The sequence below is a fragment of the Ideonella sp. genome, assembly GCF_041287625.1.
Taxonomy (GTDB): domain Bacteria; phylum Pseudomonadota; class Gammaproteobacteria; order Burkholderiales; family Burkholderiaceae_C; genus Ideonella.
Genome location: NZ_JBGGNH010000046.1, coordinates 20,303 through 41,399 on the forward strand (window position 1 = coordinate 20,303; position 21,097 = coordinate 41,399).

The window sequence follows — 21,097 nt, forward strand, 5'->3', positions numbered from 1 at the left end:
CCGGCATCGTTCTAACGGGGCATCACCTCTGATGCGAGCGGCCCCGGTCGTCGAACGGGGCAAACGTCTCCGCAATCCAATCGATGAACACCCGCAGCTTCGTACTTAAATGTCGGCTGCTCGGGTAGACCACGTGCAGAGGATGACGCGGTCGCGTCCAGTCGTCGAGCACAGTTCGCAGTGCGCCGGTTTGCATGTGGGGAACCACCATGAACCTAAAGGCCTGGCCTAGCCCCGCGCCGGTCAACAGCGCGCTGAGGTGGGCGGTGCTCTCGTTGACGCCCACCGCTACCTGGCCGTTCACCACCAGGTGCTCATCTCCCCTTCGAAAGTCGAGCGGAAATGCCTTCCCGGTGAGCGACGAAAAATACCCGACGATGGCGTGACCCGGCACGCGCGTCTTGTCCTTTGAGGACGATTCGGGGGGCAGGAGCTCTGAAGGATGCTTGGGCGTGCCACGCGCGCCCAAATAGATGGGGCTCGCGCAGGTGCACCAGTCAAGGTCAGCGATGTGCCGGGCGACAAGCGAGGTGTCGGCGAGATCGCCGCCACGGACAACACAATCGACACCTTCTCCGATGAGGTCGATCGGACGGTCGCTCACGCCAAGGTCGACATACAGCTCGGGGTAGCGCGCGCGGAATGCGGGCAGTGCCGGAATGAGGATCATGTTGGCCAGCACCGACCCGATGTCGACTCGAATCCTGCCACTGGGCCTTGCGCGCGCTCTGGCCGCGCGCTCGTCCATCTCGTCGAGGTCTCCGAGCAATCGCTTGGCCCTTTCGACGTATTCGGCGCCCTCAGGTGTCAGATTGACTTGACGGGTTGTTCTTTGAAGCAACTTGACGCCCAGATGCCGTTCCAGATCCTGCACGAGCTTCGTGACGGTCGCTCGCGGGATGTTCATGGCGTCCGCCGCTTTCGAGAAGGCGCCCATGTCGGCGATGCGCGCCAACACGCGCAGGGCAAGCAGTTGATCCATGGCCAATCGAGTGACAACGAGAGTGGCCTGATTATTCAAACACGTGGAATAAGTAGTCAAGTGCGACCGCTTTATTCAGCTGCCTGCATTCCCTAAGCTTTGCTCACCCTTTCAACCACTGGAGCAAAGACATGGGAACAAGACTTTCAGGCAAGGTCGCCGTCATCACGGGCGCGAGCACCGGCATCGGGCTCGCAGCGGCCAAGGCGTTTGCGTCAGAGGGCGCGTTTGTCTACATGACCGGCCGCCGCCAGGCGGAACTCGACGCCGCAGTCGCGGCCGTGGGACCGAACGCCATCGGCGTGCGAGGCGACGCCAGCAAGCTCGACGATCTCGACCGCCTGTACGACAAGGTTGCGACGGACCACGGTCGCATTGACGTGCTGTATGCCAATGCGGGCGGAGGCAGCATGCTCCCGCTCGGCGCCATCACCGAGGCGCACTTCGACGAGACCTTCAACCGCAACGTCAAGGGCGTCGTGTTCACGGTTCAAAAGGCGCTTCCGCTGCTCGACAAGGCGGTGAACGGTGCGTCGGTGATTCTGGCCGGATCGACCACCGGCATCGTCGGCACGGCCAGCTTCAGTGTGTACAGCGCGACCAAGGCTGCCGTCCGAAATCTCGCCCGCAGTTGGGTGCTGGATCTCAAGGGCAAGGCGATCCGCGTCAACACGCTGTCACCGGGCCCCATCCACACGCCTGGTCTGGTGGACCTTGCCGGGCCCGAGCCTGCTCAGCAGCAAGGACTGCTCGATTACATGACGACCCAGATTCCCATCGGACGCATGGGTCAGCCCCAGGACGTGGCGCAGGCGGCCGTCTTCCTGGCGTCTGAAGACTCGTCATTCGTCACCGGCGCCGAGTTGTTCGTTGACGGCGGACTCGCACAGGTCTGAATTGCGCAGCGCCACCACGACCAAAGAACCCTTCCAACCCCATTCATTTGACAGGACACCATCATGAAAAACGCCACCCGTCTGCTTCAAGACTATCTCGCAACGATTCAAGACCCTGCGGCCGCAGCAGCGCTGTTTGCCGACGACGGGGTCCTGGAGCTTCCGACCGTGAACGCGCGCGCCCAAGGTCCGGCCGCGATCGAGAAATTCCTTCGGGGATTTCTCGCGATGGTGCCGGGCTTCAGCTTTCACAACATCCGCATCCTGATCGACACGCCCGACCAGGCCTTCGGCGAGTACGAAGTCGAAGCGCGGGTGCCCGCAACGGGAAAGACCTACAAGCAGCGCTATGCCGGCCGGCTCGTCGCCGAAGACGGAAAGATCAAGCTTCTGCGTGAGGCGCTGGACACCCTCGAGGCGTCGCGGGCCTTCACGCCAGATGCCGAGCCTGCGCTGAAGGCCGTGGTCATGGAATACATCAAAGCCCTCGACAACGGCGGAACCACGTCCACGGGCGGGGGCGTGCTGGATCTTTTTGCCGATGATGCGCAGGTGTACTTCCCCAAGTGGGGCGTGGCCAAAGGCAAGCAGGAGATTCTCAAGCTGCTGATGGAATTCGGCCCCACGCTGAAAGCCATCAAGCACGACTATGACGGCTTTATCTGGACGGTGTCCGGATCGCGTGTCGCGGTGGAGGGCACCAGCAGCGGTGAGCACCGCGATGGCCCGTGGACCTCCGCACAGTGGTGCGATGTGTTCGAGATCAAGGAGTCGAAGATCCAGCGGCTGTTCGTCTATCTCGATCCGGACTATGCGGGAAAGGACACGGCCCGCTATCCGTGGTTGGCGAGCAGGGGCTAACGGCAATCCACCCCGTGCGCGGTCGTCTGATTGTTGCCGGCGTGTGGCCCAAAGATCACACCGGGATGTCTCTTGCCTGAAATTTGCCCCGTCGCGCGAACCTGCCAATAACGAGGACCCTTGTACGATGGGTGCAACAAGCTGCGGCCGGCCGGACATGCATCGGGCGCCACGCAGCAGCGGAAAATTCTAGGGGTATGAGTGGCGGTATCGCTCAAAGCCAAACGAATAAATTTCAATAAAACAGTAACTTAAGATGACCATGAAGCTCGCCACCTGGAACGTGAATTCGCTTGCCGTGCGGCTGCCGCAGCTGCTGGACTGGCTGGGACAGCACCAGACGGATGTGGTGGTGCTGCAGGAAACGAAGCTGACCGACGACAAGTTTCCGCATGAGGCGCTGAAAGAGGCCGGCTATCACGCGCAGTGGTTCGGCCAGAAGACTTACAACGGCGTGGCGCTGGTGTCTCGCGAGCCGGCCACCGATGTGGCACGCAACATCTTCGGCTTCGAAGACGAGCAGGCGCGGGTGATCGCGGCGACGGTGGGTGGCGTGCGCGTGGTCGGCGCCTATTTCCCGAACGGACAGGCGCCGGACAGCGACAAGTTCGTCTACAAGATGGGCTGGCTGACGGCGCTGCGCCGCTGGCTGGCCGACGAGATGGCAAAGCACCCACAGCTGGTGCTGATGGGCGACTTCAACATCGCACCGGAAGACCGAGACGTGTACGACCCGGTTGCCTGGGCCGGGCAGATCCACTGCACACCTGAAGAGCGGGCGCACTTCCAGGCACTGATAGAGATGGGCTTTGTCGACGCGTTCCGGCTGTTCGAGCAGCCACCGAAGAGCTGGAGCTGGTGGGATTACCGCAACCTGGCGTTCCGCAAGAACCAGGGACTGCGCATTGACCACATCCTGGTCAGCCAGGCGCTGAAGCCGCGGGTGACGGCCTGCGTGATCGACAAGCTGCCGCGCAAGAATGAGCGGCCCAGCGACCACGCGCCGGTGGTCGTCACGCTGGACTGAAGCGCAGCCGGTACCCGCGCGGCACCGGCCCTGACTTCAGTCGTCCAGCGCGAGTTCCTGGATCTTGCGCGTGATGGTGTTGCGCCCGATGCCCAGTTTTTGCGCCGCCTCGATGCGGCGGCCCCGGGTGATGGCCAGCGCGGTGCGGATCAGCCGCGCCTCGAATTGCCGGGTCAGCAGGTCCCAGACTTCTGGCGAACCCGCTTCCAGCAGCCGCTTGGCTTCGGTTTCGAGGTCCTGCAGCCAGGGCGCCTCGCCGCTGGCATTCGGCACCGGCGCCGCGCCTGCCGGTGATGGTGGTGCGACGACAGGTGCCAGGGCATGACTGCCGGGTTGCGGCGCCGTCGCAGGCAGCGGCGAATACCCGCCCTGCGGCAGCGCACGCGCGGTCTCGGCGGGGTCGACATGCAGGCTGTTGACCGAGGCCATTGGCACCGGGCCGAGAAATTCCGGTGGCAGGTCCTTGGACTCGATGACCTGGGCCGGCGCCATCACCGTCAGCCAGTGGCACACGTTTTCGAGCTGGCGCACGTTGCCCGGGAACTCGAACAGCTTGAGCCGCTCCAGCGCGTCGTCGGTGATGCGCTTGGGCTCCACGCCCAGTTCCTTGGCACTTTTCTGCAGGAAGAAGCGGGCCAGTGCAGGGATGTCCTCGTTGCGCTCGCGCAGCGGCGGCAGGCGCAGCCGGATCACGTTCAGGCGGTGGAACAAGTCCTCGCGGAAACCGCCTTCGCGCACCCGCTGTTCCAGGTTCTGGTGGGTGGCGGCAATGACGCGCACATTGCTGCGCAGCGGCTGGTGGCCGCCCACGCGGTAGAACTGGCCGTCGGACAGCACGCGCAGCAGCCGGGTCTGCAGGTCGAACGGCATGTCGCCGATTTCGTCCAGGAACAAGGTGCCACCATCGGCCTGCTCGAAGCGGCCGCGGCGCATGGTCTGCGCGCCGGTGAAGGCACCACGCTCATGGCCGAACAGCTCGGACTCCAGCAGGTCCTTCGGAATGGCCGCGGTGTTGATCGCGATGAACGGGCCGTTGCTGCCCAGGTCGCCGCGCGGGCTGTGGCGGTGCAGCGCGCGGGCCACCAGTTCCTTGCCGGAGCCGGACTCGCCGGTGATCAGCACCGTGACATTGCTCTGCGACAGCCGGCCGATGGCGCGGAACACGTCCTGCATCGCCGGTGCCTGGCCGAGGATCTCGGGGGCCGGGGCACCGCGTTCGTCGTTGACCTCTTCGCGCAGGCTTTCTTCGACTGCGCGGCGGATCAGCTCCACCGCCTTGGTCAGGTCGAAGGGCTTGGGCAGGTATTCGAAGGCGCCGCCCTGGAAGGCCGACACGGCACTGTCCAGGTCCGAGTACGCGGTCATGATGATGACCGGCAGGTTGGGCATGCGCTCCTTGACCTTGGCCAGCAGCTCCAGCCCGGAGCCACCCGGCATGCGGATGTCGCTGACCAGCACCTGGGGTTCGTCATCCGCCAGCGCCGCCAGCACGTCGCGGGGGTTGGCAAAGCTGCGCACCGGCAGCTGCTCGCGGGCCAAAGCCTTCTCGAGGACGAAGCGGATGGATTGATCGTCGTCGACGATCCAGATGGGTTTCATTCGAGCGGTCGTTAGGTCTTGAAAGCCAAGGAAAGGCCGCTCTCCCAAATTGAACCACCCCCCGCGCGGGCCACCTTCATGGGCGGCCTGGGGGTGTCCTCGCTTCAGGGCAACGGAATCACGATCTTGAAGACCGTGCGTCCCGGTTCGCTGTCACATTCGATCATGCCCTGATGTTGCTGCACAAAGGTCTGCGCCAGCGTCAGCCCCAGCCCCGAGCCGCCCTCCCGCCCCGATACCAAGGGGAAGAAGATGCGTTCTCGGAGGTGGTCGGGGACGCCCGGTCCGTTGTCCTGGATATGCAATTCCAGTGCCAGTCGATTGCGCTGCTTGCCGATCGTCACCTGCCGGGCAATGCGGGTGCGCAGCACGATCTGCGCATCACCGGCATCAATGCGCTCGGTCAGCGCCTGGCTGGCGTTGTGCACGATGTTCAGCAAGGCCTGGATCAGCTGCTCGCGGTCGCCGCGGAATTCGGGGATGGAAGCGTCATAGTCGCGCACCACCTCCAGCCCGCGCGAATGCTCGGCCAGCACCAGCGAGCGCACCCGTTCGCAAACCTCGTGGATGTTCACGTCGGTCACCACGTGCGGCTTGCGGTGCGGCGCCAGCAGCCGGTCGACCAGCAACTGCAGCCGGTCGGCCTCGTGGATGATGACCTGGGTGTACTCGATCAGCTCGGGCGACGGCAGGTCCATCGCCAGCAGTTGCGCCGCGCCGCGAATGCCGCCCAGCGGGTTCTTGATCTCATGCGCCAGGTTGCGGATCAGCTCCTTGGTGACCTGCGCCTGGCCCAGCGCGCGCTCCTCGCGGTCCTGCTTGGTCTGCTGCTCGATCTCCAGCATTTCGACCAGGATGCGGGTGTGCGAATGCTCGGTCTGGCTGACGATGATGTGCACCGGCAGCGGCTCGTGGTGGCCGACCACTGCGCGGCGCAGCGCGCCTTCGAAGCGGCGGGTGGCGAATTCATTGCGGGCAACGGCGTCGATCGCCTCGCTGAGCGCAGCCGGTTCACGGAACCATTCGAGCATGCTGCGCTTGAGCAGCGCCTTGCGCGACAGGCCGATGACCGACTCCAGCACCGAGTTGACGAACAGGCAGGTACCGTCCGGCTGGACCACGGCCACCATCGTGGCCAGCAGGTCGAAGGTCTCCCAGGCCTTGGCCTCGGCCGACTCTCTCGGTCGCAGCAGCTTCACGACGGCAGCTTGCCAAGTTCGCGGCGCAGCGCGGCCACGTCGGCTTCCTTGCGCGTGATCGCGGCCTTCAGCTCCGACACGCGGTCCTGGTACTTCTGGAAATTGCGTTCGTCGCCGCGGCGCTCCGGCTCGCCGTTGTTGTACTCGCGCTTCATCGCTTCGAGCGCCGCTTCTTCCTTGCGCAACTCGCCATCCAGGATGCGGCGGGCATCGGTGTCGCGGCTCTTCTGCTCGGCGGAATCAACCCGCTCGCCATCGGAACGGGCGGTGGTGGCCGGGCCGGCAGGCGCCTTCACCCTCGGGCCGGCAATCGTCGTCGGCTGCTGGGCCTCGCGCGCCTTGCAGCCGCGCGACTCGGCCTCCTTCGAGGTGATCGTGTTGGTGAACACATTGCCGGGGCAGATGTAATACACCGAGGGCGATTGGGCCTGCGCCCGCCCCGGCCCCGCCAGCAGCGCCACACACGCAGCAAGGGCAAGGAAGCCACCGGGCAAACCAGTTGAGGCTGGGGTGTCACTGAGGACAAAAGGCATGGGAAATGGCAGGGCAGACAACCGCATGGCCGGCATTGTGAACCGAAAAAAAAGGGACGGCGCAAGCCGTCCCTCTTCCGTTACCAATGATCCGTGACGGATCACAGGGCGTAGTACATGTCGTATTCCACCGGGTGCGTGGCCATGCGGAAACGCGTGACTTCCTGCATCTTCAGGTCGATGTAGGCGTCGATGTAAGCATCGGTGAACACACCACCCTTGGTCAGGAACGCGCGGTCCTTGTCCAGGTATTCCAGCGCCTGGTCCAGGCTGTGGCAGACGGTCGGGATCTTCGCGTCTTCTTCCGGCGGCAGGTGATACAGGTCCTTGGTGGCGGCTTCGCCCGGGTGGATCTTGTTTTCCACGCCGTCCAGGCCGGCCATCAGCAGCGCGCTGAAAGCCAGGTACGGGTTGGCCGAAGGATCCGGGAAACGGGCTTCGATGCGGCGGCCCTTGGGGTTGGCCACGTACGGAATGCGGATCGAGGCCGAGCGGTTCTTGGCCGAGTAGGCCAGCTTCACCGGGGCTTCGAAGCCAGGCACCAAGCGCTTGTACGAGTTCGTGCCGGGGTTGGTGATCGCGTTCAGCGCGCGGGCATGCTTGATGATGCCGCCGATGTAGTACAGCGCGAATTCCGACAAGCCTGCATAGCCGTCGCCGGCGAACAGGTTCTTGCCGTCCTTCCAGACCGACTGGTGAACGTGCATGCCCGAGCCGTTGTCGCCGACGATGGGCTTGGGCATGAAGGTCGCGGTCTTGCCGTAGGCATGGGCGACGTTCACGATGATGTACTTCTGCAGCTGGACCCAGTCAGCGCGCTCGACCAGCGAGCTGAACTTGGTGCCGATTTCCATCTGGCCCGCGTTCGCCACTTCGTGGTGATGCACTTCGACCGGAATGCCCATCTGCTCCAGCAGCAGGCACATTTCCGAGCGCATGTCTTGCGCCGAGTCGACCGGGGGCACGGGGAAGTAGCCGCCCTTGACCGAAGGACGGTAGCCGCTGTTGCCGTGCTCGTATTCCTTGCCGCTGTTCCAGGCAGCTTCTTCGGATTCGATCTTGAAGAAGCAGCCGGACATGTCGTTCGCCCAGCGCACGCTGTCGAAAACGAAGAACTCGGGTTCCGGACCGAAGTAGGCCACGTCGCCCAGGCCGGACGACTTCATGTAGGCCTCGGCGCGACGGGCCAGCGAACGCGGGTCGCGCTCGTAGGGCTTGCCGTCATGCGGGTCGATCACGTCGCAGGTCAGGATCAGCGTCGGCTCTTCGAAGAACGGGTCGACGTTGGCGGTGTTCGGGTCCGGCATCAGCAGCATGTCGGAGGCCTCGATGCCCTTCCAGCCAGCGATGGAAGAACCGTCGAACGCATGGCCCGAGGCGAACTTGTCTTCGTCAAAGTGGGAAACCGGCACGGTCACGTGCTGTTCCTTGCCACGGGTATCGGTGAAGCGGAAGTCCACGAATTTGACTTCGTTTTCCTTCACCAGCTTCATCACATCGGCGACGGTCTTGGCCATCAATAAGGCTCCTGGCGGATGAGTTGTTCAACAGGGTGCTTGGACGCAATTCCCCGGCACTGGCCTGCCCTCGGGCGAGCTCACGGGGGCACCACGGCGCCGGCGAATGTAGCAGAAACCATGCCCAGAAATGGGGATCGGGCCCGCTGCCAACGGGCCCCAGGCAGGGCTCGAACCACCCGCCTGACCGCGAGACGACACCCGGATTGCACCAAGCCGGCACAGCCAAGCTGGAAGCCAAATCGACCCATGCCGCGCAGGCGATCCAGGGCAACACAGGCGCACGCAAGCTGCCATGCGCGCCCACGCACCGGTCAACGCACCAAACTGGAAAGTCGAAGAACCAAAAAAGGGCATTGCCGCCAAATCGGGGCGTCACCTCACTCGCGCTGCCTCAAGCCAGGTCGAAGCGCAAGCCTTCGAAAGCCGCCAAGCCCTGTTGCAATTGTGCGAAGGCTGCCGCCACGGCGGCCGGCTCACCCTTCACGCCCAGTTCGATGTGCCTGCCGCGCTGCGGATGGTCCACGCTGGGCAGGCTGAAGACACGCACGCCGGCGAACTGGGTTTCCAGCGCCTCCATCAGCGGCGTCAGCGTCGCCTCCATGCTGCCGTAGACAAACAGCGAGCGTTCCTCATGGGCCAGTGGCGCCAGTTCGGCGTACTGGGTCGCCAGCACCCATTCGATCATCGGATGCGCCATCACTGGAAAGCCCGGCACAAAGTGCACATGGGCGACGCTGAAGCCCGGAATCTTGTTGTACGGGTTCGGGATGATGCGCGCGCCTTCGGGGAACACGCCCATGTTGAGCCGGTGCACATTGTCCGGCCGGTCCGGTTCCCAGGTCGTGCCCTGCTCGGCGGCCACGTCCCGCATGCGCTCCTCGATCAGGGCCTTGGCCTCCGGGTGCAGCACCAGCGGCCGGCCGGCGGCCAGCGCGGCGCACTGGCGCGTGTGGTCGTCCGGCGTGGCGCCAATGCCGCCGCAGGAGAACACCACTTCGCCCGAGGCCATCGCCTCGCGCAGGGTTTCGGTGATGCGCGAGCGCTCGTCGCCCACATAGCGGGCCCAGGCCAGCTGCTGGCCGCGCGCGCCGAGCAGTTCGATGACCTTGGCCATGTGTTTGTCCTGGCGGCGGCCGGAAAGGATCTCGTCGCCAATGATGATCAGACCGAAGTTCATCGTGCGGGGCAGTTGAAGTGAATGAAGGGTCAGGCCGGCGGCAGAACCGGCGGCTGCGGCGGCACGTCGCGCTGGAAGTCGTAGTCCGGGCCGGGGCCGGCGACCGGCAGCTCGCGCAAGTCCACCGGCTGGCGGGCCGCGGCGGCGGCATTGCCAGCGACGATCAGGCGGTCGTCGCGCAGCGCACCCAGGCAATAGTGCACGAACCAAAGCGCGGAAAACGCGAACACCAGCGTGTAGAGCCAGATCGAGACGACGATCAGGAATGGCGCCAGGATCAGCGTGGCGGCGCTGACGGCCCACAGCAGCGTGGGCGCGGCGCCCAGGTAGCCGGTGATGATGCCGATCATCAGCAGCGGCCAGTGGTGGCGTTCGCGAATGCGCAGCCGCTCGGCTTCGCTGGCATGCTCGGCCAGCGCGTCGAAGCTCATCACCCGCGTGGTCAGCCAGCCCCAGATCAACGGTGGAATGATCAGCGCGAGCGGCGGCACCAGCCACAGCGGTGCGCTCAGCAGCAGCCCCACCAGCGCCAGCAGCGTGGCGCCCAGCGATACGGCCAGCCCACGCCAGAAGTTGCCGCCACGCAGGCGCTCCAGGCCAGGGAAGCGCCGCTCGGCCACCAGGCTCACCAATGCCGGCGTCATGAAGGCCGCGACCAGCAGCAAAGACAGCACGACGACCACCGGAATCGCCACCGCCAGCACGATGATGATGGCCATCATCGCGCGGAAGCTGGTGCCGGCATGCAGGTCCAGCCAGCGCAGCACGGCCTCGGTCAGCGACCAGGTTTCCAGCCAATTGCGCACGCCGTCCACGGCCGGCTCGTAGAAAAAGTAGCCGGTCACCAGCGTCAGGCCACCCGCCACCAGGAGCGGCAGCAGGGTCAGGCCAAAGACACGCGGCATGAAGAGATAGGCCGCCGCGCGCCAGACCGAATCAAGCAGGAGTTTCATGGCGCGCAAGCATACGGCAGCGTGACCGTGAAGCCGGGGGCGCCGTGGCGTTCTTTCAGCCCGCCTGGCGGCGTGAGAACAGCCGCTGCAGGCCCAGCCACTGCTGGCGCCAGAAACCGCGGCCATAGTCGCGCCCGCCCGCTTCGGGCAGTTGGTCGCGGATGCCGGTGGCCGGCCATTCGGCGCCGAAATGCGCGCTGCGGAACAACAGGTCCCAGACAGGCAACAGCACCGCGAAGTTGTGCCCGCCCAGGCTGCCCTGGCCCTTGGACTCGTGGCCCACGCCGATGGCGTGGTGCAGTCGGTGGAAGCGCGGGCCGACCAGCAGCCGCTCACCCAGCCAGCCGAAATGCAGCCGGGTGTTGGCGTGCGCCAGGTTCTCGATCAGCTGCGACAGCGCCACCAGCGCGACGAACTGCCCCGGCGCCACGCCGATCAAGCGCGCCAGCAGCACAAACGCGCTGTCGATCAGCAGGTCGTCCAGCAGGTGGTTGCGGCTGTCGGACCACATCGTCATGTGGCGCTGGCTGTGGTGCAGCGAGTGCAGCGCCCACCACCATTCGAACTGATGCTGCGCCCGGTGCAGCAGGTAGTTGGCAAGGTCGAAGACGACCAGGTAGGCGATGAAGCCAGCCAGCGCGGTGTCGGTCAGGCCCGGCCACCACGGGGCGATCCACTGGTCCAGGTGCCAGGCGCCGTAGCCGGCCAGCGCCAGCCCCCCGAACAGGGCATCCCACAGCGGGTCGATGGCCAGGAACAGCCCGACGCGGAACAACCCCAGCCGGTGCAGCAGCGTGTAGAGAAAGTCAATGAAGATCGCGTGCCGACGCTCGGCACGGCGTGCAGGATCGGCCGGTGCCGCTTCGCCGGGCCACCAGCGCTGCAGCGGCCCGATCAGCGCGACGATGACCACCAGCTGGATCAAGCCGACCAGCAGCCAGCCGGTCGCGTCGAAGGCGTCTTCCAGGTAGGCGCCCCAACCCATGGAGAACAGCAGGGGCTGAACCGCCGCCTCGTACAACCACTGCTGGGCCAGGCCGAAGACATCGGCGATCCAATCGAACACAGACGACAAGACGTGCATGGCGCCGCTTACTTTGCCACCGCTTCGTCGGCCTTGAAGAGGCTGCGGTATTGCGGGTGCTCGCGCAGCGTGGCGAAGCACATGCCGCGCGCCTTCAGACCAGTGATCAGCGGCGCCAGCACCGCGGGTGCCCAGGGGTCCTGGCGCGACCAGATGCCCAGGTGCGCCAGCAGGATGTCCCCGGGCTGGACGTCGCGCAGCGCCTTCTGCAGCAGCTGCGCGTTGGGGTACTTGTCGCTGGGCAGTTCGTCACCGAGGAAACCGGCGGCCGACCACGGCACATGCGCGAAACCGCAGGCCTTGGCCGCAGCCAGCAGCGCTGGCGAAGTCTTGCCGCCCGGCGCTCGGAACAGTGGCGCCATCGTCGCGCCGGTCATCTCGTGGAAACGCGTCGCGCTGCGCTGGAGTTCCTGGCAATAATCCGCCGCGCTCCACTCCAGCGTCTTGCCGTTCTGCGGGCCGGCCGAAGGCTTCATCACGAAGCGGCCCCCAGGCTTGTCAGCGCGCCAGTAGACGTGGTCGAAAGTGTGGCTGCCAAACACATGGCCTTCGGCCGCGCGCGCCTTCCACCACGGCGCCCATTCGTCGTCCAGGCTGCTGCCGCCGTCCAGCGTCTTTTCGTTGGCCAGGAAAAACGTGACCTTGACCTGCTCGCGCTTCAGCACTTCCGCGATCAGCGGCGCCACGCCCATGTGGCCGGTGTCCAGCGTCAGGTAGACCGGCTTGTCGCAGGTCGCTGCAGCCACCCAGCCGCTGGACGCGGCCAGCAACATGGCCAGCGTCAGGGTGCCGGCGCAACGGGTCTTACTGGCGCGGCACATGGTCCAGCGTCCAGACGCCGTGCGGCGAGCGGCCCACGGGGATCTGGCGCACGACCTTCTTGTCGATGATGTCGACCACGCTGACCTTGCGGGCCCAGCGTGAACTGACCAGCAGCGTGCGGCCATCGGCCATCAGGTCCAGGCAGTCCGGGCCGCCGGGGCCGGGCAGTTCGCTCACCACTGTCATCGTCTGCGTGTCGATCAGGCTGATGGTGTTGGCCACGCGGTTGCTGACGAAGATGTGGCGCTTGTCGCCCATCGCGCGGAAGGCGTGTGCGCCCTCGCCCGTCTGGATGCGCTTGACCAGCTTGGCCGGGCCATTGGACACGTCGTAGACCTCGACGAAGCGGTCGCCGGTCAGGCCGACGAACAGCGTCTTGTCGTCGGCCGTCAGGTACACATCGGCCGGCAGCTTGCCGGTGGGCACGCGCCAGCGCACGGCTTGCGTGGCCAGGTCGATCGCGACCAGTTCATCGCTGTCCTGCATGGTCGCGTAGACCGTCGTGCTCTTGCTGTCGATCCACTGGTGACTGGGCGTCTTGCCGGTGGACACGCGCTTGACCAGCTTCATCGGCTCGGCGGCGTTTTCGGGCTGCCACTTGTAGATGTCCACGTGGTTGAGCCGGTTCGCAAGCGTGACGAACCACTTCATGTCCGGCGAAAAGCGCAGCTGGTAGGGATCCGAAATGCCGCCGAGCGTGCGCTGCACCTTGGCGGTCAGCGGGTCGATGAAGGTCAGCGAATCACTCAGCGCATTGGCCACCAGCAGCGACTTGTCGTCGGGCGTGAGGTAGAGATGGTGAGGTTCCTTGCCGACCGGAATGCGTTCGCGCTCGGTGAACGTGACCGGGTCCAGCACGCTGACGCTGGCATCCAGCGAGTTCAGCACGAAGATCGGGCGCTGGCCGGGCGGCGGCGCGGTGGCCGCTGCGGCACTGGCCGTGGCTGCCGGCTCCGGTGCCGCCATCAGCACCGAGGTCGACAGGCAACCAACAGCCAGCAACAGGGCCTGCAACGCCGGCAGGCGGCGCGCCTTCAAGGGAAATACGGCAGACAAATTCACTGAAACAGGACCCTGGACGGAGCAACACGCCAGTTTAGCCGCCCTGCCGTGTCAGACCCAGAATGACCGGCATCTCCCTGCAGCAAGCTTGCGCTGGCGCAAGCCCGCTGCCGCGAGTTGGTTTCAGTCGTCGTCGCCGCCCAGCAGGCCACCCAGCAGGCCCGCGCCGGCAAAGCCGCCCAGGACCGAGCCCTCCTCGCGGCTGCCGCCGTTCTGCGGCGCCGCGGCGAAGACCCGGCTGGCCAGCCGCGAGAACGGCAGGCTTTGCAGCCAGACCGTGCCCGGGCCGGTGACCTTGGCGAAGAACAGGCCTTCGCCGCCGAACAGTGCGGTCTTGATCTTGCCGACGTACTGGATCTCGAAGTTGACGTTGGGCGTCATCGCGACGATGCAGCCGGTGTCGATCAGCAACGTCTGCCCCGGCTGCAGCTCGCGCCGCAGCACCGTGCCGCCGGCATGCACAAAGGCCAGGCCGTCGCCTTCGAGCTTCTGCATGATGAAACCTTCGCCGCCAAAAAAGCCGACCGAAAGTTTCTGTTGGAAGTAGATGCCCAGCGACACGCCACGCGCTGCGCAGAGGAAGGCGTCCTTCTGGCAGATCAGCATGCCGCCGAGCTGGCGCAGGTCCATCGGCAGGATCTTGCCGGGGTAAGGTGCCGCGAAAGCCACGCGCTTCTTGCCGTCCACCTGGTTGGTGTAAACCGTAGTGAACAGCGATTCGCCAGTGACCAGCCGCTTGCCCGCGCCCAGCAGCTTGCCGAACAGGCCGCCGGTGGACTTGCTGCCGTCGCCGAACACCGTGTCCATCGAAATGCCGGCGTCCATGTACATCATGCTGCCGGCTTCGCCGACCGCCGCTTCGCCAGGGTCGAGTTCCACCTCGACAAACTGCATCTCCGAGCCCTTGATCTCGTAGTCCACCACATCCATCGCCATGGCGATCACTCCCCGATAGGTAAGTTCGTTGCGCAGCCCGGCGCCCACGCTTCGGCTGCAAAGAGGCGAATGGTACAAAAGCCCGAGCCCGCCGGCTGTGTGTTGCGGCATCCCCAATTCAAGGGGACCTCAAAGTAACGCAATGCAACCTGCGTTGGCACAATGACGCGGCGCTTCGTCGCGTCATGCGTGCAACTGGGTATGGCTGCCAAGCCAGCCGCCAACCACACTGGCCGGATGCCCATGTCACGCCCCACCCTTGCCTTGCGCTCCGCTGCTGTGTCCAAGCTTCCCACCGCCCGCCCCGGAACGCCGGCTCTAAACCACGGCCAGGCTGGCCGCATCGGCCCCTGGCCGCTGGCGCTGCTGGCGGCCGTGGCGGTGATGGGCGGGCTGGGCGTGTTCGCCTACGCCGGCAAGCCGACCTATGCCCCGGCCGGTACCGGCCGCCTGGCTGAAGGCAATGCCACAGCACCGGCCACCCAGGCCGCCACGCTGGCCGCGGCCACCCCCAGTGCCACCACCAGCGCCGGCACGCCGGAAGGCGTCAGCGCGGCAGACTGGGCCAAGGTGCAGCAGGCCTTGGCGCAGCACCCGCAGCGCGAAGCCGAGCTGAGCCGCATCGGCCAGTTGCTGACCTACCAGTCGCGCGTGCGGCGCTTCCAGGAAGCGCGCCAAGGCGGCGCCCCTGCCACCGAGCTGCGCACGCTGGCCAGGCAGCTCGACGGCGAGCTGGACCAGCATCTGGCGAACAACGAAATCAGCGCTGGCGAAGCCCAGACGCTCAAGGCCGCGCTGCTTGAACAGCTGCAACCCGACACCGCCGCGCGCGCGCTGGCCCTCGTCGCCTGGCGCCGCCAGCAGGCCGCCGCCGCGCCCAGCCAGCCCGACCCGCGCGACGCCAGCTACCTGCAGGCCCAGGCCAGCACCGTGGCCGCCTGGCAGGCCAAACCCGCTGCCCAGCGCAACGAAGCCCAACTGAGCCAGCAGCTGCGCACGCTGCGGGGCCAGGTCTATGCCGGCAACAGCGGCAACAACCAGAACACCGGCACCACCGGAGGAACCCAACCGTGAACCCTGCATCTGCTGCGAGCACGCCTGTGCGCCGCTTGTCTTCCCGCTGGCTGGCACGCGCCAGCGCCTTGCTGGCGCTGGTCGTGCTGCCGGCCGCCCATGCCGGCTATTTCAACTGGGACATGGTGGAGCTGCCGCCGGAGTCCGGCGCGTCCTGCGGCAACGGCACACCCTACCGCTTCTTCGTCAACCGCACGCCGCTGAACCACAACGTCTCGCTGACCTTCGAAGGCGGCGGCGCCTGCTGGGACCAGGACGCCTGCGAAGGCAAGGGTCCTTACAGCGCCAGCAACCCGGACGGCATTCCGCCCGACTACATGCACTCGCTGCAGACCATGGCCGCAGGCGGCCTGGTCACGCCCTTCACCTCGCGGCTGGACCCGTTCCAGAAAGTGCGCACGCAGGACTGGACCATGGTCTACCTGCCGTATTGCACAGGCGACGTTCACGCCGGCAGCAAGGTCTCGGTCTACGACGACGTCGATCCTTCAGCCCCGCGGGTGCAGCACCACGCCGGCCTGGTCAACATCCGCGCCGCCGCCTCGTGGCTGCGCAGCAACCTCGGCCGGGCGGACGACCTGCTGGTCGGCGGCTTCTCGGCCGGCGGCGTCGGCTCCACGGTCAACTATGCGACCGTGCGCGACACGCTGGCACCCAGGGGCAAGAGCACGCTGCTGGCCGATTCCGGCCCGCTGTTCAACGCACCGCGCGCCAGCACCACCTCGTCCACCCAGTACCCCTCGCTGCCGCTGCACCAGAAGATCCGCCCGGCCTGGGGCCTGGACGAGCCCGGTGGCATGATTCCACGGCTGGCCGCGCGCCTGCCGGCGCTGGATGCCAACAACCTGGGCAGCCTGAACACCGGGCTGGCGCGGGCCTATCCGCAGGACCGCTTCGGCTACCTGGCCTTCGAAACCGACAACGTCTTCTCCGGCTTCAGCTACCTGGACTTCCACCCGGAAGTGCGTGCGAGCGACCCGGCAGTGCAGAAACAGCTGGTCAACCAGCTCTGGCGCACCGACCTGGCCAACTGGCTGCCCACGCTCGCGGCGGAGGCCAATGTCGACTACCACGTGCCCTTCTTCCGCGACTTCAACGACGCCCACTGCCTGGGCATCGTCGACTTCTCCGGCACCGGCGTCGAGGAACTGGGCGTGGCCTCGCTGCTGCCCTTCTTCGACAACCTGATGGACCGCGGCCCGGTGCAGCGCAACTACGAGACCGACCAGGTTTCAGACCTGTCGCAGCCCTTGAGCCCGATCATCCAGCTCTTGAACTGGCTCGAAAACCTGTTCGTGTAATGGAGCACCCGGTCTCACGTGTACATGAGACCACCGGCCGCGCTGTCCTGCCTTCGATTGAGCTAAGCGCAGGCCCGGCTCAGGGCCGGCACAGTCCACCGAAACAGGTCTGCAGCAACAGCTCGATGATGCGTTCATCGCTGTACTGGCCGGTGGCCTTGAGGACCGGCAGCACCGGGTCGCAGGCACGGGCGAACAGGGTGTAGAGCACCAGCTCAGGCGGCAACGAATCGTCCAGCGCACCTTGCTGCTGGGCTTCGACGATCCATTCGCCGAGTTGCTCGCTGACCTCGTTGAGCCGCGTCAGGTAGGCCTCGTGGCCCATCAGCGTGGTGCGCAAGGACGAGTTCTGTGAAGGCAGCGACGGCATTTCGCCGGCCAGCTGCAACTGCATGGTCCAGCGTGCCACGGCCTTGAGCCGGCCCAGCGGCGTGGGCTCGGTGGCGGGCAGCGTGGCCATCAAGGCCTGCGCCTGGTTCAGCACCCGCACCATCGCGGCGGCGGCCAGTTCTTCCTTGGAGGCGAAATGCCGGTACAGGCTGGCCTTGGCAATGCCCACGTCGGCAGCCACTTCGTCCACCGTCATCAGGTCAAAGCCTTTTTCGGCCAGCAAGCGGTTGACCGACGCCACGATGGCGTCTTCCCGCACTTTCAACACCTGCTCACGAAACGGAACCTTGGCCATGGCACCATTGTATGACCGACGAGTCAAATTGCGACTGATCAGTCACCTGGTTCTTGCCGCGCCCAGGACACGCGGCGTCAACGCCGCCCGGCCGACCCGCTCGGGGCGTCAACAATGCTGATGAATCCACGCTGCAGCGCAATCACCACCGCCTGCGTCCTGTCGGTGGCACCCAGCTTGGACAGGATGCTCTTCATGTGCGTCTTGACCGTGTCCTCGGACAGGCACAGCGCATCGGCAATCTGCCGGTTGGTGCCGCCCTGCTTGAGCTGGCGCAGCACCTGCAGCTCGCGCGGGGACAGCGCCTCGCCATACGAGTGCAGGCCCATCATTGCCGCCACTGCCGTCGGGATGTGGCGCTTGCCGGCATGCACTTCGCGGATCGCGTCCAGCAGCTCCTTGCGCACCATGTTCTTCAGCAGGTAGCCGCGGGCCCCCGCCTTCAACGCCCGCAAGGCCTGCACGTCCCCCTCGTAGGTGGTCAGCACGACGATGCGCGCCCCAGGGTCGTCGGCGACGATCGCCTCGATCGCCTCGATGCCGTCGCGGCCCGGCATCTGCACGTCCATCAGCACCACGTCGGGCCGGTGGCTGCGGTACTGCTGCAAGGCCTCGTCGCCATCGGCCGCTTCGGCCACCAGCCGCATGTCGGGCTGCGACATGATCAGCGAGGCAATGCCCTGGCGCATCAGCGGATGGTCGTCCACCGCGAGCAGGCGGATCGCCGCGGCGTTCAACGGTCCGCCTTCAGCCGCTGCAGCAAGCTTCGCCAGCCGCCGCCTGCGGGATGGCCGCCACCCATCGGTGCGGGCAAGTCCGGCACCTCATGCGCCAGGCTCGCGGGCAGCCGCAGCTGCAGCCGCGCCCCACCATCGCGTTCGTCCAGGCGCAGTTGCCCGCCCATGCGCGCCACGCGCTCGTGCATGGCCGACGAGGCCGGCAGGCCGTGCATTGGGTGGTCGGGGCGGTTGTCCTGCATGTCGACGATGAACACCTGTTCGTTGTAGTGAAGTGTGACCAGCGCCGAGCGCAGCCCCGTGTGGGCCACGGCATGCGCCAGCGCCTCGCGGATGATGCCGCAGACCTCGTGGTACACCAGCCGCCGCAGCGGCCGGGCCCGGCCCTGCACCAGCACCCCAAAGGCCTGCGATTCTCCCCCCGCCAGCTCGGCCCAGATCGCGGCGATGGCCTGCGACAGCACGCTGGCATCCAGCTCGGCTGCCGGCAAGGTCCTGACCCGGTCGCGCGCTTCCAGCAGCCAGCCGTCCGCCTGGTTCAGCAGGGTTTCGAAATCCGCGCGCACCGGCCCGTCAGCCGGCAAGGTGGCCGCCAGCCCTTCGACCGCCAGCACCAGCCCCTGGGTGCTTTGCAGCAGGCTGTCGTGCAACTGCATGGCCTGCATTTCGCGCAGCTGCCTGGCCTGCTCGGCTTCGCGATCACGCGCGCGGGCCCGCCTGCGCAACAGCGCGCAACTGCAGCCGGCAATCAACAGCAGCAGCACCGAAAACGCCACCAGCAGACCGCCGGGGCCACGCAGCACCTGCTCGACACAGGCTTGCGGAACACACGACGGCGGCGGCGAGGAAAGCGGCATGTCAGACGATGAGCGGAGCTGGAAAAGACAGGCGTGCGGCCGGTGGTTCAGCTTGCCGCAGTTCGGCCGCGCCGCCTTCACCCACAAGGGTGAATCTGGCGTCGCTGGACCTGGGCTGGATCAAAGCAAACGATGCGGCCTAGCATCGACTCACCCAAAAGGAGGCCCCACATGTCATATGAGCGGATGTCCCATGCGGCTGGCACCGTGCGTGTCAGCGTGATCCACAGCGAAGCCGTGATCGCGCTGGGCATTGCCACCGCATTGCGCGGCCAGTCCAGCTGCGAGGTGGACATCGTCGGTGCCACCACGTCACCGCTGGCAGCCTGCGCGAGCGCACAGGCCGACGTTGCCGTCTGCGACCCCACCAGCGCGGCCCTGCTGCTGGCCCAGCGGCGCGACCATGCGCACGGCTGGGGCAGCGGCGTGCGGGTGCTGGTCGTCAGCACCCAGGTCCAGCCGCAGGACGTGCAGGCCGCGCTGCGCCACGGGGCGCACGGCTACGCGCTGCTGGACTGCAGCATCACCCAGTTGCAGGAGATCGTGCTGGCGGTCAGCCGCGGCCAGCGCCACCTGTGCCCGGCAGCGGCCAGCCTGGTCGCGGAAAGCATGAGCTACCAGGCGCTGACCGGCCGCGAGAGCGAGGTGCTGCAGCTGCTGGCCCAGGGCGACTCGAACAAGTCCATCGCCAATGCGCTCAGCCTGTCCGGCGGCACCGTGAAGGCCCACGTCAAGAGCATCCTGAACAAGCTGGACGCCAAGAGCCGCACCGAGGCGGCCAACGTGGCGATGCGGCGCGGGCTGATCGGCTCGCAAGCGCCGTCATCGCCCGCTGCCGGCGTGCGGACCGAGCTGCCACCGGTGCACCGCCCGCAGGCCCCGGCCTCCGCCTCGGCCACGCGCAGCCTGAGCCACGCGATCTGACTTCAGCCGTCACTTGGCCAGGAAGTCCGATGGCCAGCACCGGCATCGCCAGCTTGGACATCAAGGACATGGTTTCTTCGGCAAAACGTTTCAGGTACAGGTTTCAGGTGCGGGTGATGGATGCACCGCCGTCCACCAGCGAGGCGGTGCCGGTGACAAACGAGGCGTCATCGGACGCCAGGTAGAGCACCGCGCGCGCCAGTTCCTGCGGCGTGGCCACGCGCTTCAAGGCATGCAGCTGGGTCACGAAGGCCTGGGCCTGCTCGGTGTCATTCATGCTGCGGTACATGTCGGTGTCCACCGCGCCGGGCAGCACCGAATTGACCCGCACACCCTGCGGCCCGAACTCCGCCGCCAATGCCTGCGTGAGGCCGATCAGCCCGGACTTGCTCGCGGCATACGCCGCCACGCCGGGGAAGGCAAAGGTGTGGCCGACGAAGGTCGACGTGAAGATCACCGAGCCACCGCCGTTGCGCAGCATTTGCGCGATCTGGTGCTTGGCGCCGAGGAAGGCGCCGGTCAGGTTGATGGCCAGCGCGTCGGACCAGCCGGCTTCGGACACGCCGGTGCTGGGACCCGCTTCGCCCAGCGTGCCGGCGTTGTTGAAAGCGATGTCCAGCCGGCCATGACGCGCCACCGCCAGCGCCACCAGCGCCTTGGCATGCGCCTCCGAGCGCACGTCGCCGGCCAGCGCCACCGCGTCGCCGCCACGGTCGCGGATGGTGTTGACCAACTGGTCCAGCTCCGGCGCGCGGCGGGCGGTGACTACCACCTTCGCGCCTTCCGCGGCAAACAGCAGCGCGCTGGCGTGGCCAATGCCGGAACTCGCGCCGGTGACCAGCGCGACCTTGCCTGACAAACGGTTCAT

The 21,097-nt window shown here is 66.4% G+C and carries 21 protein-coding genes; 6 read left to right on the top strand and 15 right to left on the bottom strand.

The genetic code is table 11. The features are described from left to right. Positions 1-22: 22 nt before the first annotated feature. A complete protein-coding gene (locus ACAH41_RS18045; protein WP_325649771.1) occupies positions 23-982 on the bottom strand; it encodes a LysR family transcriptional regulator in 960 nt (319 codons plus the stop codon). A gap of 131 nt (positions 983-1,113) precedes the next feature. Here ACAH41_RS18045 and ACAH41_RS18050 point away from each other — a divergent pair, with 131 nt between their 5' ends. The 3 genes from ACAH41_RS18050 (at position 1,114) to xth (ending at position 3,766) form a co-directional block, all read left to right on the top strand. Then, on the top strand, positions 1,114-1,878 hold the full coding sequence (locus tag ACAH41_RS18050; RefSeq protein ID WP_325649770.1) for an SDR family oxidoreductase: 765 nt from the start codon (positions 1,114-1,116) through the stop codon (positions 1,876-1,878). Positions 1,879-1,941: 63 nt separating this feature from the next. Beyond that, positions 1,942-2,739 (top strand): nuclear transport factor 2 family protein, encoded by a 798-nt coding sequence (locus ACAH41_RS18055; protein ID WP_325649768.1) that lies wholly within the window; start codon positions 1,942-1,944, stop codon positions 2,737-2,739. A gap of 262 nt (positions 2,740-3,001) precedes the next feature. After that, positions 3,002-3,766: an exodeoxyribonuclease III gene (gene xth, locus ACAH41_RS18060; protein ID WP_325649766.1), complete on the top strand. Its 765-nt coding sequence runs from the start codon at positions 3,002-3,004 to the stop codon at positions 3,764-3,766. A gap of 36 nt (positions 3,767-3,802) precedes the next feature. Here xth and ntrC read toward each other — a convergent pair whose 3' ends face one another. The 10 genes from ntrC to ACAH41_RS18110 form a co-directional block, all read right to left on the bottom strand. Continuing rightward, positions 3,803-5,365, bottom strand: coding sequence for a nitrogen regulation protein NR(I) (gene ntrC / locus ACAH41_RS18065; protein WP_325649764.1), 1,563 nt, complete (start codon positions 5,363-5,365; stop codon positions 3,803-3,805). 104 nt (positions 5,366-5,469) lie between these two features. Then, positions 5,470-6,564, bottom strand: a complete 1,095-nt coding sequence (gene glnL / locus ACAH41_RS18070; protein WP_325649763.1) for a nitrogen regulation protein NR(II) — start codon at positions 6,562-6,564, stop codon at positions 5,470-5,472. Beyond that, on the bottom strand, positions 6,561-7,097 hold the full coding sequence (locus tag ACAH41_RS18075; RefSeq protein ID WP_325649762.1) for a hypothetical protein: 537 nt from the start codon (positions 7,095-7,097) through the stop codon (positions 6,561-6,563). Before ACAH41_RS18075 ends, glnL begins: the two co-directional genes overlap by 4 nt. Positions 7,098-7,198: 101 nt before the next feature. Beyond that, complete coding sequence (gene glnA, locus ACAH41_RS18080) at positions 7,199-8,614, bottom strand: type I glutamate--ammonia ligase (protein ID WP_325649761.1); 1,416 nt, start codon at positions 8,612-8,614, stop codon at positions 7,199-7,201. A 394-nt stretch (positions 8,615-9,008) separates the two neighbouring features. Next, positions 9,009-9,794 (bottom strand): molybdopterin-binding protein, encoded by a 786-nt coding sequence (locus ACAH41_RS18085; protein WP_325649759.1) that lies wholly within the window; start codon positions 9,792-9,794, stop codon positions 9,009-9,011. Between the two features lie 29 nt (positions 9,795-9,823). Then, a complete protein-coding gene (locus ACAH41_RS18090; protein ID WP_325649758.1) occupies positions 9,824-10,747 on the bottom strand; it encodes an EI24 domain-containing protein in 924 nt (307 codons plus the stop codon). A 55-nt stretch (positions 10,748-10,802) separates the two neighbouring features. Next, on the bottom strand, positions 10,803-11,831 hold the full coding sequence (locus ACAH41_RS18095; RefSeq protein ID WP_325649757.1) for a sterol desaturase family protein: 1,029 nt from the start codon (positions 11,829-11,831) through the stop codon (positions 10,803-10,805). 8 nt (positions 11,832-11,839) lie between these two features. Further along, positions 11,840-12,652 carry a polysaccharide deacetylase family protein gene (locus ACAH41_RS18100; protein WP_370538401.1) on the bottom strand — a complete coding sequence of 271 codons (813 nt, stop codon included), beginning with the start codon at positions 12,650-12,652 and terminating at the stop codon, positions 11,840-11,842. Continuing rightward, complete coding sequence (locus ACAH41_RS18105; RefSeq protein WP_325649883.1) at positions 12,636-13,619, bottom strand: YncE family protein; 984 nt, start codon at positions 13,617-13,619, stop codon at positions 12,636-12,638. Before ACAH41_RS18105 ends, ACAH41_RS18100 begins: the two co-directional genes overlap by 17 nt. 219 nt (positions 13,620-13,838) lie before the next feature. Next, positions 13,839-14,651, bottom strand: coding sequence for a TIGR00266 family protein (locus ACAH41_RS18110; protein WP_325649756.1), 813 nt, complete (start codon positions 14,649-14,651; stop codon positions 13,839-13,841). Positions 14,652-14,894: 243 nt separating this feature from the next. On the opposite strand from ACAH41_RS18110, the gene ACAH41_RS18115 reads away from it, so the two are divergent. Together ACAH41_RS18115 and ACAH41_RS18120 are read left to right on the top strand one after the other, a co-directional pair. After that, on the top strand, positions 14,895-15,725 hold the full coding sequence (locus tag ACAH41_RS18115; protein WP_325649755.1) for a hypothetical protein: 831 nt from the start codon (positions 14,895-14,897) through the stop codon (positions 15,723-15,725). Then, on the top strand, positions 15,722-17,026 hold the full coding sequence (locus ACAH41_RS18120) for a pectin acetylesterase-family hydrolase (protein ID WP_325649754.1): 1,305 nt from the start codon (positions 15,722-15,724) through the stop codon (positions 17,024-17,026). The genes ACAH41_RS18115 and ACAH41_RS18120 overlap by 4 nt, the downstream gene beginning before the upstream one ends. 79 nt (positions 17,027-17,105) lie before the next feature. On the opposite strand, the gene ACAH41_RS18125 is transcribed toward ACAH41_RS18120, so the two are convergent. From ACAH41_RS18125 to ACAH41_RS18135, 3 genes are all read right to left on the bottom strand, one after another. Then, positions 17,106-17,711 carry a helix-turn-helix domain-containing protein gene (locus tag ACAH41_RS18125; protein ID WP_325649753.1) on the bottom strand — a complete coding sequence of 202 codons (606 nt, stop codon included), beginning with the start codon at positions 17,709-17,711 and terminating at the stop codon, positions 17,106-17,108. Between the two features lie 77 nt (positions 17,712-17,788). After that, complete coding sequence (locus ACAH41_RS18130) at positions 17,789-18,448, bottom strand: response regulator transcription factor (RefSeq protein ID WP_325649752.1); 660 nt, start codon at positions 18,446-18,448, stop codon at positions 17,789-17,791. Beyond that, complete coding sequence (locus tag ACAH41_RS18135) at positions 18,445-19,305, bottom strand: hypothetical protein (protein ID WP_325649751.1); 861 nt, start codon at positions 19,303-19,305, stop codon at positions 18,445-18,447. The genes ACAH41_RS18130 and ACAH41_RS18135 overlap by 4 nt, the downstream gene beginning before the upstream one ends. 171 nt (positions 19,306-19,476) lie before the next feature. On the opposite strand from ACAH41_RS18135, the gene ACAH41_RS18140 reads away from it, so the two are divergent. Then, positions 19,477-20,229, top strand: a complete 753-nt coding sequence (locus ACAH41_RS18140) for a response regulator transcription factor (protein WP_325649750.1) — start codon at positions 19,477-19,479, stop codon at positions 20,227-20,229. A gap of 103 nt (positions 20,230-20,332) precedes the next feature. On the opposite strand, the gene ACAH41_RS18145 is transcribed toward ACAH41_RS18140, so the two are convergent. Then, entirely contained in the window at positions 20,333-21,097 is a 765-nt protein-coding gene (locus ACAH41_RS18145; RefSeq protein WP_325649748.1) for an SDR family oxidoreductase, read from the bottom strand.